The following is a 15,280-nucleotide window of genomic DNA, read 5'->3' on the forward strand; positions in this document are numbered from 1 at the left end:
AGCCAGGATCAAACTCTCCATAATAGAAGAAAATGAATAGCTCATTTCTTGCTGACTCGAATCCGAAGATTCTTGTGTGTGTTTCTTTTCAACCAACCGAAGTTAGTTTAGTTAGAAACGTTTTGCTCAAGTGCGTTAGCACTCTCGCTGTATTTCATTGATGTTTTGCTGTTCAGTTTTCAAGGTTCATTTGGTCGCTGTTGTTTCAGCAGCAACTCTTATATCATATCAAGTTACACTCTCCATGTCAACAACTAATTTCAATTTCTTTTTTGTCGTTTTAACAACGTTTGAAGTGCAACGTTATCTAATATAACACATCTCCCAGAACGAGTCAACATTTTATTTCAACTTCTTTTTGCTGTTGTTTCTCGCTCCCTGAGGACATGTATTAATATACTACAGAACGTTATAAGAAATCAAGCCTTTTTTGAAAAGAATTTTCTCCGCACCTTTTTAACATCAATTACAAAGAGCAAAATCCCCGCTATCACAACCATTCCACCGACTATCTGGGATATGGTTAAGGTTTCATTAAAGACATAGAACGCCAAGATTGCTGCTCCGACCGGCTCAAATAGTATACCGATGGATATGACATTCGTACTTACCCACTTAATAGCCCAGTTGAAAAGTGTATGCCCTAACAGATTCGGAATCAGTGCGAGCATTATAAACCAGAACCAATCAGACCCTGGATAAGGGCCAAATGACTCCCCTTTGATGAGAACATAAAAGAACAATGTGATTGTGCTTATCGAATAAACAACAAACGTGTATGTAATTAGTGAAAGACGTTTACGCACATCTTGTCCAAATAGAAGATAGGTTGTTATAAGTGCGCAAGCGATCAACGCAAGCATATCTCCATAAAAAGCAGTACCACTCAGCTTGAAGTCTCCCCAGCTAATGATTACACTCCCCGTTACAGCAATCAGAGCGGATAAAATTGTTTTAAACGATAACTTCTCTTTAAAGAAGAAGTATGTTCCTACAAAAGCAAATATGGGTTGTAAGGTAACAAGCACCGTTGAACTGGCAACCGATGTGTAATTTAACGACTCAAACCATAGAATGAAGTGAAAGGCTAAAAATACTCCCGCAATGGCTGAAAAGATCCAGTCTTTTTTACTGAGCGTCAATACTTCCTTCCTATACTTCATAAGGAAGAGCGGTAACATGATCAAAACAGAGAAGAGCATTCTATAAAACGCAATTACTCCAGCGTCCGCTGTGGCGAGTTTCACAAAAATCGCCGAAAGTGCAACAGATATTACTCCTATTATAATTGGTATATACGGATGAATTCGTGGCTTTTCCATTACTAACACATCTCTTTCAAATAGAATCAGGTTACATCATCACCTGAGCAGGCAATAGACAATTGTAAGTATAACATGGCTATTAAGAGAGAACATTACAAGGGGGAAACAATAATGACTTGGATTGCAAATGAAGCTATGTATCCCGAAGTATTAATTAAAATCACTCTCGCCTTAGTTTTAAGTTTAGTTATTGGTGTAGAGAGGGAAATAAAGAAGAAACCGATTGGATTAAAGACGAGTGCAGTTATTGCCACTTTCAGTTGTCTCCTAACTGTCGTCTCTATAGAAGCAGCTTATCTCGTTCCTGCACGTGATGACATTAACGTTACGATGGATCCGCTTCGCCTTGCCGCCCAAATTGTCAGTGGCATCGGTTTCCTCGGAGCAGGGGCCATACTACGACGTGATAATAATAACATTTCAGGATTAACAACAGCAGCGATGATTTGGGGAGCTGCAAGTATTGGGATCGCCGTTGGAGCCGGCTTTTATATTGAGGCAACGTTTGCTGTATTACTCGTAATGTTTGTTATTGAAGTCATCGCGCCCACGCTCGGTAAATTTGGTCCCAAAAGATTGCGGACAAAGGAAGTTTCTTTCATTGCTGTTTTGTCCAACAAATCAAAGATTGAGGATTTGCTTGCTTATCTAAAGGCAGAGAACATGGAAATCAAAAACTTGCGGATACGGCAAATTGATTCATTTAATCATCAAGTGCTTCATCAGCTCAACTTTCGCCTTTCGACGCTCCCCGATAAACCTTTGTCTAGTTTGTATATCGAGTTAACGACGCTACCCTATATAGTATCAGTTGAAATCGAAATATTTCAATAATGGAGGAAAATTGTGAGAGACATACTAAAACTTTTAAAAGAAGGCAACAAGCCCTCACTACTTGCAGCAATTGTAAACACAGTCATTGCTTGCTTAAAAGCCATCGCATTCTTCTTCACCGGAAATGTAGCTATGTTTGCAGAAATGATGCACTCATTTGGTGATGCAGCGAACCAGTTTTTTGTTTTCGTTGGTTCTGCTCTTTCGAAAAAAGCACCTACTCCTAAATATCCTAATGGATTCGGCCGTGTCGTTAACTTAGTTTGTCTGGGCGCTGTCATTATTGTTGGAATCATGTCTTATGAGGCTATCATAGGCGGGTGGCATCATATCCTGAATCCATCTGAGTCAGGCGGAATGAGAAATTTAATTATCAACCTCTCTGTTCTCGGTATAGGTATTATTCTTGAATGCATTGTACTTTATAAGGCGGGTAAAGAGATACTTCATGAAGCAGGTATTGATAAAGGCGGGATAGCCCCCATTACATTAGGTTTTCAAAACCTAAAACGCGCTAAACCGGCGACAAAACTCGTGTTCATGGAGGATTTCGTCGCAACTCTAGGCGGTCTCCTCGCATTTGTCGCAGTCCTGCTGGCTCATTTCCTTGGGTTACTTGTAGCGGAAGGCATTGCGTCCATTATGATTGGTATGATGATGTTCTATGTGGTTGGTAAAGTATTTCTCGAAAACGCACGTGGTGCTATCGGGGAAACCGATGAGGAAATGCTCAATCACATTTCCCATATCGTTGCAGCGGATTCCGACGTTATAGATATTCAACGGATTGAAGTTATTAAAGAAGGTGAATTCTTACACGTCGAGATTGTCGCAGAAGTCGATCCTTCTCATACACTCGCTTATTTAGATGACGTGCGGGACCGTCTCATGGACATTATTTTAAATCAAAAAGGAGTACAAGACGTTCTTATTTCTTTTGATGAAGATGACGGTGTATCGACATGGAAAAGGTCCAATTCCTTTGATGCCACTAAGCAATTCAATTCAAAGTTACCTGAATAACAAAAAACGTCACGCATGGAGATGACTCCCGCGTGACGTTTTTCAGTTCTCTTATAATGAAGCTTGTAAAATCGACAGTACGTCCTCTTTATTCAAATTACTGAAGTTCCCAAGTGGTCCGTTAACTGTTGCTTTTTCTGCCATCAATTCAAGTTTCGAATCGTCTATGTCATAATAGGCAAGCGTTTCGGGCGCTCCAATAGATGTCCAAAATGCTCTTAGAGACGCAATTCCTTCCACCGCAATCTCATCTGGCGTCTTACCTTCTGGTGCCACACCAAATACGTTGACAGCGAGCTTGGCAAATCGTGCAGGATTGACGTTAACATTATGATTCATCCAGTGTGGGAAAAGAATCGCAAGTCCTCCCGCGTGCGGGATATCATAAACTGCAGACACTGCATGTTCAATATCATGTGATGCCCAGTCCCCTTGATAGCCCATTTGAAGGAAGCCATTCAACCCTATAGTACCTGCGAATAAAATCGTCTCACGTAAATCATAATTCCCCAAGTCTTCGACGAGTTTTGGTGCACTATCCATTATCGCACGTAGCACCCCTTCACACATCTCATCTTGGACAGGCGTATTCTTTGCATTATTAAAGTATTGTTCAAAAATATGGGACATCATATCAACAATTCCATAAATCGTCTGGTCTTTAGGAACAGATAATGTATAGGTTGGGTCAAGAATAGAGAATTTCGGATAATTGAATGGACCGCCCCATCCATACTTCTCTGCCGTTTCTTCATTAGTAATAACAGATCCAGCATTCATTTCCGAACCTGTTGCTGCAAGCGTCAAAACTGTACCGAATGGAAGTGCATCTTTTGCAAATGCTTTCCTTGTTACTAGATCCCACGCGTCGCCGTCATATTTCGCAGCCGATGCAATGAGTTTTACACAGTCGATAACTGATCCTCCACCAACTGCTAAGATAACGTCGATGTCTTTTTCCTTACAGATCTCCGCACCTTTTCGCGCAGTTGATACACGAGGATTGGGCTCAACGCCTGAAAGTTCATGCACTTCCATATCATTCTCTTTTAAAATTGTCATTACTTCATCGTATAGGCCATTTCTCTTGATACTGCCGCCCCCATAAACAACAAGCACTTTTTTACCGTAACTCGTTAGCTCTTGTGATAATTTCTGAAGTTGACCTTTTCCAAAAATAAGCTTTACTGGATTGTGGAATACAAATTCATTCATTCTATATTGCCTCCCTTTATTCTTTTCATTATCCGAAACAATAAGCCATTTTGCAAAAATAAAGGTGCGCGTATGAAAATTAGCCTTCTGGGCATAGTAATTTAAGGAGGTGTTGCTAAATGGGTAAAGTTCATAAATTAGCTCTAGCACTCACAATTATCGGTGCTCTCAATTGGGGAGTGGCAGGAATATTCCGTTTCGATGTAGTGGCACAATTCGCCGGTGGCTCCGCGGAACCGCTCGCACGATTTATTTATCTAATTATAGGAGTTTCGGGTCTATTCAATCTTGGCTTGTTATTCGACCATATTCGAGACCGTGACCAGGTAATTGTTACTGTTCCTGAAAAAGTGTAAAAGGCATCTCCCGTTTAAACCGGGAGATGCCTTTTACTGTTTTAATTTATAAGGAAATATACGTTTCCACTTTAAATAGTGCCTAGGCTTCAGGTGCCAGACGCTCGGGTCATAAGTCAGCCCAGCTGCATGGCAAAGATCGCCACTTGGGCCTGCAGGATGCAGGTCATGCAGTCGTTGCGACACGAAGTCGCGAACTTAGACTGCCTTCCTTTATCCGTCTTATACCTGTCGCGGGCCTACAGGATGTAGGTCATGCAGCTGTTGCCACAGGAAGTGGCGTACTTAAGCTGCGTTCCTTATTAGGCATCTTCCGCTCGTCTTATTATGCCCAACCACGGAAACGTGATGCTTCCGCCGTTTTACGTACACCAATCATATATGCTGCTAGACGCATGTCGATATTACGAGTTTCTGCAGTTGTATAGACGTTCTCAAATGCATCAACCATTTTTTTCGTCATTTTTTCACGTACTTCTTCTTCAGTCCAGTAGTAGCCCATATTGTTTTGGACCCACTCGAAGTAAGAAACCGTTACGCCGCCTGCACTTGCAAGAACATCGGGAACAAGAAGAATTCCACGTTCTTTAAGGATTCTAGTTCCTTCAGTTGTTGTCGGCCCATTAGCTGCTTCAACAACAATTGTTGCTTTGATATTATGTGCATTTTTTTCAGTAATCTGATTAGAGATTGCTGCTGGCACAAGAATATCGCAATCGAGTTCAAGTAACTCTTGGTTCGAAATCGTGTTATCGAAAAGTGTTGTTACTGTTCCGAAGCTATCGCGACGGTCTAGTAAGTAATCGATATCAAGACCTTCTGGATCATGAAGTGCACCGTATGCATCGGAAATTCCGATTACTTTCGCACCAGCATCATGAAGGAACTTAGATAAGAAGCTACCCGCGTTTCCGAAACCTTGAATTACAATACGTGCACCTTTCATATCAATTCCACGACGTTTAGCCGCTTCTTCGATGATGATTGTTACACCTTCAGCAGTTGCACGGTCACGACCTTGCGATCCACCAAGAACAATTGGTTTACCCGTAATGAAACCAGGTGAGTTGAATTCATCAATACGGCTATATTCATCCATCATCCATGCCATGATTTGCGCATTTGTGAAGACGTCTGGAGCTGGGATGTCTTTGTTAGGTCCCATTACTTGGCTTAAAGCACGGACATAACCGCGGCTTAGTCGTTCAAGTTCGCCCATAGACATTTCACGTGGATCACAAACGATTGCACCTTTACCGCCGCCATAAGGAAGGTCGACGATTCCAGCTTTTAATGTCATCCACATTGAAAGTGCTTTTACTTCTTCTAACGTTACTTGCGGGTGATATCGTACGCCACCTTTTGTCGGTCCAACGGCATCGTTATGCTGTCCACGGTAACCCGTGAAGACTTTAACTTTGCCATCGTCCATTTTTATAGGAATACGTACTTCTATCATACGAAGTGGTTCTTTTAGAAGTTCATACATTCCTTCATCGTAGCCTAGTTTATCAAGTGCATCTTTAAAAAGACCTTGTGTAGACGTAAACAGATTCAGGTTTTCAGTCATTTAATGATTCGCCTCTTTGATTCATAATGTTTTCTATGCATACATTGTAACATATCGGACAACTAGATTGTTAAGTATTTTAATTCACGAAAACTTTTTTAATTTTCTCAATTGCCCAGTCCAACTCTTCTTTTGTGATAATAAGTGGTGGAGCAAAGCGAATCACTGTGTCATGTGTTTCTTTACATAGCAATCCAAGCTCTTTCAACTCTTCACAATATGGACGAGCAGCTTCCGTTAACTCAACACCGATGAACAATCCGCGTCCGCGTACTTCTTTAATCGACGGATGGTCAATTTTCTTTAACTCTTCCATAAAGTAATTTCCGAGTTCAAGAGATTTTTTCGCTAATTCTTCTTCTTCCAGCACTTCTAAAGACGCGATTGATACTGCACACGCCATTGGATTTCCGCCAAAAGTTGAACCATGTGATCCTGGATTGAATACACCAAGAACAGATTTATCAGCAAGTACACAAGATATTGGGAATACGCCGCCACCTAGTGCTTTACCTAAGATATACATATCCGGATCCATGTCTTCCCATTCACATGCAAACATTTTTCCAGTACGGCAAAGGCCAGCTTGAATTTCATCTGCAATGAATAGTACGTTATTCTTTTTACAAAGTTCACGTGCTGCTTTCATATAACCTGCCGGCGGAATGATAATACCCGCTTCACCTTGAATCGGTTCGATAAGGAATGCAGCCGTATTTGGTGTAATTGCTGCTTCAAGCGCTTTAATGTCGCCGTAAGGAATAAGATCAATACCCGGAAGCATTGGACCGAATCCGCGTTTGTATTCAGCATCTGATGATAAAGATACAGCTGTCATTGTACGACCATGGAAGTTTCCTTCACACGCAATGATTTCTGCTTGATTTTCAGCTACCCCTTTAACGTCATAAGCCCAGCGGCGTGCTGCTTTAATAGCTGTTTCAACAGCTTCAGCTCCTGTGTTCATAGGAAGTGCCATTTCTTTGCCAGACAGTTCACAAATCTTTTCGTACCATGGACCAAGTTGGTCATTGTGGAAAGCACGGGAAGTAAGTGTTACTTTATCAGCTTGGTCTTTCAATGCCTGAATAATTTTCGGATGACGATGCCCCTGGTTTACTGCTGAATATGCGGAAAGCATATCCATGAATTTATTGCCTTCTGGATCTTTTACCCAAACCCCTTGTGCCTCAGAAATAACGATTGGCAGTGGATGATAGTTGTTTGCCCCAAATTTCTCTGTTTGTACAATTACTTTTTCTGATACCGTCATACATTTCCCTCCCCTTTTATGTAGAGACAGACCCACCCTATAGATGGGTCTGGAAATCAATGTCTAACTCAAGCGCCAGACGCCCGGAGCTTTTCTTAAATTAAAAAGTTTCTGATGTTGTTTTACCTTGCATATGAAGTTGTAGGTAATCCGGTCCGCCAGCTTTTGAATCTGTACCTGACATGTTGAATCCACCAAATGGTTGGTAACCAACGATTGCGCCTGTGCAATTGCGGTTGAAATACAAGTTTCCAACATGGAAATCTTCACGTGCTTGTTCAATGTGGTCACGGTTAGTTGTAATAACCGCACCAGTTAGACCGTAGTCCGTGTTGTTTGCAAATTCGATTGCTTCAGTGAAGCTCTTCGCTTTCGACAAACCAACAACTGGGCCAAAGATTTCTTCTTGCATAACGCGTGCTTTTGGATCAAGATCCGCAATAACCGTTGGTGCAACGAAGAATCCTTTCGAACTGTCGCCTGTTCCTCCTGCGATTAAACGGCCTTCTGTTTTACCGATTTCGATGTAGCTCATAACTTTGTCGAATGACGCTTGATCGATTACCGGGCCAGTGAAGTTAGATAGTTCTGCTGGATCGCCGTATGTCAATTCTTTCGTCAATACGCCAACACGTGCTACAACTTCGTCGTAAACGTCTTCATGGATAATCGCACGTGAACATGCTGAACATTTCTGACCGCTGAATCCAAATGCAGATTTAACGATTGATTGTGCAGCAAGTTCTAGATCTGCCTCGTTATCAACAACGATTGTATCTTTACCGCCCATTTCAGCGATAACGCGTTTCAACCAAATTTGGCCTTCATTTACTTTAGCTGCACGTTCGAAAATGCGTGTTCCAATTTCGCGTGAACCAGTGAATGATACAAAACGTGTTCTTGGGTGATCAACTAGATAGTCGCCTACTTCAGCACCAGAACCTGGGATGTAGTTGACAACGCCTGCTGGCATTCCCGCTTCTTCAAGAACTTCGATGAATTTGTATGCAACAACTGGTGTTGTCGATGCTGGTTTAAGAAGTACTGTATTTCCTGTTACTAGAGCAGCAACTGTTGTTCCCGCCATGATTGCAAATGCAAAGTTCCAAGGAGAGATGATAACGCCTACTCCAAGAGGAATGTAGTCGAAGCGGTTGAATTCGCCCGGACGACTTTCAACAGGGATACCATTTTTAAGTTCAAGCATCTTGCGCGCATAGAACTCTAGGAAATCGATTGCTTCAGCTGTATCAGCATCTGCTTCATTCCAAGGCTTCCCTGCTTCTCTAGTCAGTAATGCTGAGAATTCGTGTTTACGACGACGAATAATTGCAGCAGCTTTGAATAGTACATCTGCACGGAATTCAGGTTTAACTTTTTTCCATGTGTTGAATGTTTCGTCAGCAACTGTCATCGCTTTTTCAGCAAGTTCTCTGCTCGCTTTAGATACAGCACCAATTACCTGTTCTTTGTTTGCAGGGTTTGTTGAAACAAGTTTTTCTTCAGTCATGATTCGTTCTCCACCGATGATAAGTGGATAATCTTGACCAAGGTAACCATCGACTAGTTTTAAAGCCTCAAGGAAAGCTTGTTTGTTCTCTTCTACTGTAAAATCTGTGAATGGTTCGTGTTTATATGGGATCATATTATTCCTCCTCTTTAATTGTGAAACGCAAATATTATTTGCACTTAGTAATTGATTACATATATAATAATGCAAAAGATTGTTGCAGATATCAAGCATTATTCATTAATTTTGCAAAAATATTATTTGGAAGGTGATTTTTTTGAAGAATATAGACGATTCACTCTTCCCTTTTTATGAGTTTGCAGCGCGTCATGCCGCGGTTGGTATACACGCCGTTGACAAAAATGGCCGAACTGTCATCTATAATGAAAAGATGAAAGAAATCGAAGGACTCGCACTTGAAGACGTCGCTGACCGCTCAATTTTGGAACTGTTCAATTTTGAACAAGAAGAAAGTACACTGTTAAAGGTTTTGCAAAGCGGCAAAGAACAGCTAAATGTAAAACAAACGTACTGGAACAGAAAAGGGACAGAAATTACGTCTATTAATGACACATACCCTATTTTCAACAACCAAACGCTTATCGGAGCAGTTGAATTAGCCCGTGACGTAACGGCTCTTGAGAAATTCGTTCTTCAGCCATTTCGAAAAAATAGTGATCCCGTTACATTCAATCAAATAATTGCTTCCTCCCCGCCAATGAAAGTGGTTATTGCGACTGCAAAAAAAGCAGCGAAAGCAAAATTACCGGTATTGTTAATCGGTGAAACTGGTACAGGTAAAGATCTTATCGCTGAAAGCATACATAATGAATTATCGCCTTCCAGCACTGTACTCTATACCCTGTTCTGCCATAGTTCAGACCCAATACTTATAGGTCGCTTAGATAAAGATTTAAATGTGGTGGAGCCACTAACATTATTCTGTGAAAGAATCGATTTATTATCCATTCCCTTACAGCAAAAACTGCTATCGATCCTTTTAAAATCACCTAACAGTAACAAGCAATTCATCGCGAGCATCGGGGATGACCCTGTGGAATTAATCGCTTCGGGCACATTATTAAAAGACTTATATTATTTCTTTGCATCATTCACAATTCGAATTCCGCCCCTGCGAAAACGGAAAAAGGATATTTTGCCATTCATTTCCGCTTATTTGGAACGGCGCAGCGAACGCTACGGTTCAGCACTTAAAGATATTACGCCCGAAGTTGAGAATCTTTTCCTTGGGTATGAATGGCCAGGAAATATGCGCGAACTCGAATTTCTTCTCGACGAAATTTCTTCCCTTGCGATGAATGAAACAGCCATTACGTATGATCTGCTCCCTCTTCATTTCAGGATGAAAAGCGCGGATATCACCGACGAACCTACGCAGGCTGCCGATTTTTTAGTTCAGCCAGGTAAAGAATTGTTGCCGCTTGACCAGTTTTTGCGTGAGGCGGAAGCTTATTACTTACAAAAAGCGATGCAACTCAATGATAAAAACGTCACGAAAACTGCAAATGCGCTCGGTATGAGCAGGCAGAATTTGCAGTATCGATTGCGGAAATTAAAAAAATGAGGACAAAGGCAGTTTTGCCTTTGTCCTCATTTTTTATTGTCCAGACTTCTCGATCCAGTCTTGAAGTTTGTCTTTCAATGAATTGAATCCTTCTGCATCACTTTCGTCGACACGCGCTTGCAGTGACTTACGTGGATGGTCTTCTTTTCGTGTTGCGACCGGTGCTTCTTGTAGAGCACGGATTGATAGACTAATCTTACCAGCAGCTTCGTCGACTTCTAGCACTTTCACTTGTACTTCTTGCCCTACAGTAAGAAAGTCATTTATGTCTTTAACAAATCCGTACGTTATTTCGGAAATGTGGACAAGTCCTTGTGTTTCACCATCAAGTGCAACAAATGCTCCATACGGCTGGATACCTGTCACTTTGCCCGAAAACTCTTCGCCTACTTCATATTTTCGCGCCATTTCAAACAACTCCCAATCTATTTTGGTATCGATTCTGCCCTTAAGGCCACTTAAAATTATACCATGTTTATAGTGTGTGAGCAAAAATTCGGCAATTTTACCCCGTGTATAAAATATAACTCTTTTACACAGTTCTACCCTTTTATTCAAAAAACATTGGATCTAAAATAATACGCTCGATTTCCCATACGAAATCTTCATTCAAAGCCATCTTCGTACTAACAGAAAGAGAATTTCCACGCTGAAATCCGATTGAATCCTCCCTTTCTTCGCTACCACCAAATTGCAGACTGTCGAGACTATAAATATCTACATCCAATTGACTCCATCCATTGACGTATTCTTCAAGTTTGACTACATTTTTTGTTTTACTATAAAGATGCCACATCGTCTCTGGATCTGCTTGATCATTCGCGTAAAAATACACACCAATAATAACCAGGGGACTTACTTCTTTTAATACAGCTAGATCATGATTCAAGGAGAATGATTGATATGTCTCTTGAACTTTGTTCTCAAAGTCAGAATTGGGAAACGTCACAACTTCCATACCCGCTTCAGGTTGCATAATCCCACTTATACCAAAGGTTTCAAGTTCTCCCGCTTTAGCAAGCTTCAGTGCTTGATCAACATCATATGTTTCTAAACGATTGAGGCTTTTTGACCCAGTCCAATCTGTTGCTTCCATTTCGGAGATGACAATTTGCATAATAAAAGCTGTTGGAGAACCTTCATCGGCGGAAGCGATCCTTTCCCATGCTGCTTGATACTCCTTTTTCACCTTGCCATTCGTTCCAAATATGCGATTAGGTTCCGTCCCTCCAACGATTACATAGAAGAGTTCGTTGTATATCCAACTAAGCATCTCAGTCTTTTCATTACCCAAAGTTGTCGCCAACAATGTTTTTTCCATTTCCATTAAAAAATTAACCGAATCCTCTAGGGAATGTACGAGTCCTGGATACGAGACGAAAGGTGCAGATTCCAACATTGTAAAAAAACCACCAAAGTCTTCATGGATTGAAGATCGGATATTAGCGTTGAAATCATTCTTACCGTAACTTGGAATTATTGATCCCCATTCTTTTATATAGGTCGGGTAGATGTTTTGTTTAATCATGCCGTCCAATGCGTTTTTCAGGTCTTTAGGATATGAATCTCTCTCCTTCATAAACTTTTCGACATCTCCTCCTTCATTATCGATTGCATCCCTGATAAGTTGTTCATGTTTGAAAAATATCATGTAATACGATTGTTGGAGGATGTCATACTGCTCCAAATAGCCCTTCATGAATTCCTCACTGTTCACCTTATCGTTTGTAAGTGGATTTTTAACTAATCGCTCAGCCATTTCAGATGGTAACTCTACTGTTTTTATTATTTCTTTGTACTCTTCACTAACCTTCTTTTTATTCAAAATTCCCGTTTTAGCAATAACACGTTCATATCTGGTTGTCATCGCCTCAAAATCTACACGCGCTTTGTTTCCATACAACATCATATTAAATTCTATCTCTTCCATTTCGGTCGATTCTGTCAGGCCCAATTCGATATGGCGGCTGTCGATTTCATTCTCAAACGATGACTTTAACCGCTCAAAGTATTTTTCGGCTGATGCTTTTTTGAACTCTTCTCCGGTAACAACAGGAACGATTATAAGCGACAGGAGGACAAGGATTCCCGCAACCCATGAAATCATGGTCTTTTTTGATATCGATTGTTTCAATTTTTCGGTCGCCTGTATCTCCTGTTGCGGCTTTGCAAAAACCTGCTCTTTTCTAAATGAAGATTTCAATCGTCTATATGACTTATTGAGGAATTCCAGCCTCTTTTCCAATTGCGCATCTTCCAGTTGACTGGATACTGCCGTAATAGCCTGCCGAACTTCTTCTAAAGAAGTATCCATAATCGCAGCAATCTCTAAATTATCTAGCATGTGGAAATGCGAAAGAATGAATGGTACTTTTTTTACCGTTTCAATTTTCACAATCCTATCATGTAGTTCCTGATCCTCTTCAAAAGGTAATAGTGTTTCATTCTGCGGATCAGTTTGTTGAACAAATGTAAGACTTTTTAAAGCGTTTTTATATAATATGCAAACAAGCGACTCTTCATCGCCGATGGAATCTAACTGATTATGTAACTTTCTAAACGTTTCCTCCGCTACATCCGCCACCTGCTTAGACGCACAGCCATACTGGATGGCGAAACGCTCAATGTCTCCGGAATAAATGTCCATCCATTTTTCAAAAGCAACCTTCTCTCCAGCTTTCACCTTTTGCATCCACTCAAATTCTGTCACAGGCAATCCTCTCCTCCATTGAAAGTGTCTAATTATTTCAATTATAACAAAGATAAATTGACGGCGTAATTTGATTCAAAATACCATGGTATTCGATTTTAGTTAGTGTACAATTAATAAATCTGTATCCTAATGAAATGAGTGAATATCTTATGAAACAACGTGATCAATGGTCGTCAAAAATCGGTTTTGTTCTTGCTGCCGCGGGCAGTGCGATTGGACTCGGTGCAATATGGAAATTCCCTTATATGGCTGGGATGAACGGCGGAAGTGTTTTCCTTCTACTCTTCATCATATGTACAATTGCAATTGGACTTCCGATTTTGCTCGCAGAGTTTGTCATCGGACGTATGGGACAAGCTGATGCAGTTACATCACTAAAACGACTTGCTCCAGGCAAAAAGTGGCCTTTGGTTGGCTGGATAGGGCTTGCAGCTTCATTCATTCTCCTGTCATTTTACAGCGTGGTTGGCGGTTGGATACTTTCCTATTTAACACGTGCTATTTTCTTCAAACTCGATGCCACGACAGATCACGGAGATCTTTTTAATACAATCATCGCCAATCCAGTAGAAGTTCTAGTGGCCCAAGCCGTGTTCATGGGGCTGACGATTTGGATTGTACAAGGTGGTATTAAGGCAGGAATTGAGCGGGCAAGTAGATGGATGATGCCAATGTTGTTCATTTTCTTCATTATCTTAGCCATTCGTTCATTAACATTGGATGGTGCAATGGAAGGCGTTCGATTCCTATTTGTACCTGATTGGTCCCACCTAACAGGTTCGACGTTTCTAGTCGCACTTGGGCAAGCTTTTTTCTCATTAAGCGTCGGAGTAACTGCAATGATGACATATGCGTCTTATTTACCGAAAGAAGAAAAATTAGGACCATCGGCAGTGAATGTGGTGCTTTTGAATATCACCATATCAATTTTAGCTGGTCTTGTTATATTTCCCGCGGTATTCGCTCTCGGTCACTCACCGGCTGAAGGACCAGGACTGATATTCGTCATTTTGCCGGCTATTTTCAGTCAGATCCCGTTCGGCAATTTGTTTATGATTATCTTCTTCATCTTGATGCTTTTTGCGACACTTACTTCATCGATTGCGATGCTTGAAATTGTCGTGTCGACGGGTATCCGAGAGAAACATAACCGCAGAAGACTTGCTGCATGGCTATTCGGAATACTAATCTTCGTCGTCGGTATTCCTAGCGCATTGTCATTCGGAATTCTTTCAGATGTGAAAATCTTCGGCGGAACAATCTTTGACTTTGCTGACACACTGACGAGCAAAATCGCAATGCCACTTGGTGCATTGCTCGTTTCGATATTTGCAGGCTATGTATTGACGAAATCGCAAACAGACGACGAGCTTCGCATGCATCCTGCGATGAGCAGCCTTTGGAAATTCCTCGTCCGATATATAGCACCTACTGCTATCATCGTCATTTTCATCGTATGGATTATCGAACTTATGAACGCATGATAAACACCCGTGAATCCAATTACTGGATTCTCGGGTGTTTTTACGCAATAAAAAAACTGTACCCGTATTATAATGGGTACAGCCACACAAAAATCAGACGATACATTTCGCCTCGTATTTAATCGCTAATAACTTATAAGAAATTTGCACACATTTCTCGATTGGTATCCATAATTTGTAAGAATGTTCATAAATCTCCCGAATTCGCTTTGCAAGGTCGGTTGGATGATCAAGACGATGTAAGTCCGCTACGACATCAACAATTTCGAGTGCATACGCTTTTGGTCCCGCTTCAAATGGATCCCATTGTTCAAGAAGCGCTACTGCCTTTTTATTCATCCCTTTAGTTTGCACGCTGAGTCACCTTATTTTTCTCAATAGTTTAGATTATG

General features: G+C 41.1%; 13 protein-coding genes. 5 read left to right on the forward strand and 8 right to left on the reverse strand.

Annotated elements, in window-relative coordinates; all coding sequences use genetic code 11:
• Positions 1–419: 419 nt before the first annotated feature.
• Complete coding sequence (locus tag I2483_RS10775) at positions 420–1,322, reverse strand: DMT family transporter (RefSeq protein ID WP_207175803.1); 903 nt, start codon at positions 1,320–1,322, stop codon at positions 420–422.
• 114 nt (positions 1,323–1,436) lie between these two features.
• Between I2483_RS10775 and I2483_RS10780 the strand changes: the two genes are divergently transcribed.
• Together I2483_RS10780 and I2483_RS10785 are read left to right on the forward strand one after the other, a co-directional pair.
• Positions 1,437–2,159, forward strand: a complete 723-nt coding sequence (locus I2483_RS10780) for an MgtC/SapB family protein (RefSeq protein ID WP_207175805.1) — start codon at positions 1,437–1,439, stop codon at positions 2,157–2,159.
• A gap of 12 nt (positions 2,160–2,171) precedes the next feature.
• The gene (locus I2483_RS10785; protein WP_207175806.1) at positions 2,172–3,182 is read left to right on the forward strand and encodes a cation diffusion facilitator family transporter; all 1,011 of its coding nucleotides are present in this window, start codon (positions 2,172–2,174) and stop codon (positions 3,180–3,182) included.
• Positions 3,183–3,233: 51 nt separating this feature from the next.
• Here the strand turns inward: I2483_RS10785 and I2483_RS10790 are convergent, their stop codons facing one another.
• Positions 3,234–4,397 (reverse strand): iron-containing alcohol dehydrogenase, encoded by a 1,164-nt coding sequence (locus I2483_RS10790; protein ID WP_207175808.1) that lies wholly within the window; start codon positions 4,395–4,397, stop codon positions 3,234–3,236.
• A gap of 119 nt (positions 4,398–4,516) precedes the next feature.
• Between I2483_RS10790 and I2483_RS10795 the strand changes: the two genes are divergently transcribed.
• Complete coding sequence (locus tag I2483_RS10795) at positions 4,517–4,753, forward strand: DUF378 domain-containing protein (protein WP_186672587.1); 237 nt, start codon at positions 4,517–4,519, stop codon at positions 4,751–4,753.
• A gap of 325 nt (positions 4,754–5,078) precedes the next feature.
• On the opposite strand, the gene I2483_RS10800 is transcribed toward I2483_RS10795, so the two are convergent.
• The 3 genes from I2483_RS10800 to pruA form a co-directional block, all read right to left on the reverse strand.
• Positions 5,079–6,323 (reverse strand): Glu/Leu/Phe/Val family dehydrogenase, encoded by a 1,245-nt coding sequence (locus I2483_RS10800; protein WP_186672589.1) that lies wholly within the window; start codon positions 6,321–6,323, stop codon positions 5,079–5,081.
• A gap of 79 nt (positions 6,324–6,402) precedes the next feature.
• Positions 6,403–7,596: an ornithine--oxo-acid transaminase gene (locus tag I2483_RS10805; protein ID WP_186672591.1), complete on the reverse strand. Its 1,194-nt coding sequence runs from the start codon at positions 7,594–7,596 to the stop codon at positions 6,403–6,405.
• Between the two features lie 100 nt (positions 7,597–7,696).
• Positions 7,697–9,241, reverse strand: a complete 1,545-nt coding sequence (gene pruA / locus I2483_RS10810; RefSeq protein WP_186672594.1) for an L-glutamate gamma-semialdehyde dehydrogenase — start codon at positions 9,239–9,241, stop codon at positions 7,697–7,699.
• A gap of 133 nt (positions 9,242–9,374) precedes the next feature.
• Here pruA and I2483_RS10815 point away from each other — a divergent pair, with 133 nt between their 5' ends.
• Positions 9,375–10,691, forward strand: coding sequence for an AAA-type ATPase lid domain-containing protein (locus I2483_RS10815; RefSeq protein ID WP_481886334.1), 1,317 nt, complete (start codon positions 9,375–9,377; stop codon positions 10,689–10,691).
• A 33-nt stretch (positions 10,692–10,724) separates the two neighbouring features.
• On the opposite strand, the gene yugI is transcribed toward I2483_RS10815, so the two are convergent.
• Together yugI and I2483_RS10825 are read right to left on the reverse strand one after the other, a co-directional pair.
• Complete coding sequence (gene yugI / locus I2483_RS10820; protein WP_186672599.1) at positions 10,725–11,099, reverse strand: S1 domain-containing post-transcriptional regulator GSP13; 375 nt, start codon at positions 11,097–11,099, stop codon at positions 10,725–10,727.
• Positions 11,100–11,241: 142 nt separating this feature from the next.
• Entirely contained in the window at positions 11,242–13,401 is a 2,160-nt protein-coding gene (locus tag I2483_RS10825; protein ID WP_207175814.1) for an RNA polymerase sigma factor, read from the reverse strand.
• Between the two features lie 152 nt (positions 13,402–13,553).
• Between I2483_RS10825 and I2483_RS10830 the strand changes: the two genes are divergently transcribed.
• Positions 13,554–14,888, forward strand: coding sequence for a sodium-dependent transporter (locus I2483_RS10830; protein ID WP_207175816.1), 1,335 nt, complete (start codon positions 13,554–13,556; stop codon positions 14,886–14,888).
• Between the two features lie 93 nt (positions 14,889–14,981).
• Here the strand turns inward: I2483_RS10830 and I2483_RS10835 are convergent, their stop codons facing one another.
• Complete coding sequence (locus I2483_RS10835) at positions 14,982–15,227, reverse strand: DUF1871 family protein (RefSeq protein ID WP_218624935.1); 246 nt, start codon at positions 15,225–15,227, stop codon at positions 14,982–14,984.
• Between the last annotated feature and the right edge of the window lie 53 nt (positions 15,228–15,280).

It is taken from the genome of Sporosarcina sp. E16_3, from assembly GCF_017347125.1.
In the GTDB taxonomy this organism is placed as follows: domain Bacteria; phylum Bacillota; class Bacilli; order Bacillales_A; family Planococcaceae; genus Sporosarcina.

Excerpts from the sequence above, each read along its gene's own strand:
- I2483_RS10780 (WP_207175805.1), top strand. The coding sequence starts at position 1,437 with ATGACTTGGATTGCAAATGAAGCTATGTATCCCGAAGTATTAATTAAA.
- I2483_RS10775 (WP_207175803.1), bottom strand. The coding sequence starts at position 1,322 with ATGGAAAAGCCACGAATTCATCCGTATATACCAATTATAATAGGAGTA.
- pruA (WP_186672594.1), bottom strand. The coding sequence starts at position 9,241 with ATGATCCCATATAAACACGAACCATTCACAGATTTTACAGTAGAAGAG.
- I2483_RS10800 (WP_186672589.1), bottom strand. The coding sequence starts at position 6,323 with ATGACTGAAAACCTGAATCTGTTTACGTCTACACAAGGTCTTTTTAAA.
- I2483_RS10835 (WP_218624935.1), bottom strand. The coding sequence starts at position 15,227 with ATGAATAAAAAGGCAGTAGCGCTTCTTGAACAATGGGATCCATTTGAA.
- I2483_RS10805 (WP_186672591.1), bottom strand. The coding sequence starts at position 7,596 with ATGACGGTATCAGAAAAAGTAATTGTACAAACAGAGAAATTTGGGGCA.
- yugI (WP_186672599.1), bottom strand. The coding sequence starts at position 11,099 with ATGGCGCGAAAATATGAAGTAGGCGAAGAGTTTTCGGGCAAAGTGACA.
- I2483_RS10795 (WP_186672587.1), top strand. The coding sequence starts at position 4,517 with ATGGGTAAAGTTCATAAATTAGCTCTAGCACTCACAATTATCGGTGCT.
- I2483_RS10830 (WP_207175816.1), top strand. The coding sequence starts at position 13,554 with ATGAAACAACGTGATCAATGGTCGTCAAAAATCGGTTTTGTTCTTGCT.
- I2483_RS10790 (WP_207175808.1), bottom strand. The coding sequence starts at position 4,397 with ATGAATGAATTTGTATTCCACAATCCAGTAAAGCTTATTTTTGGAAAA.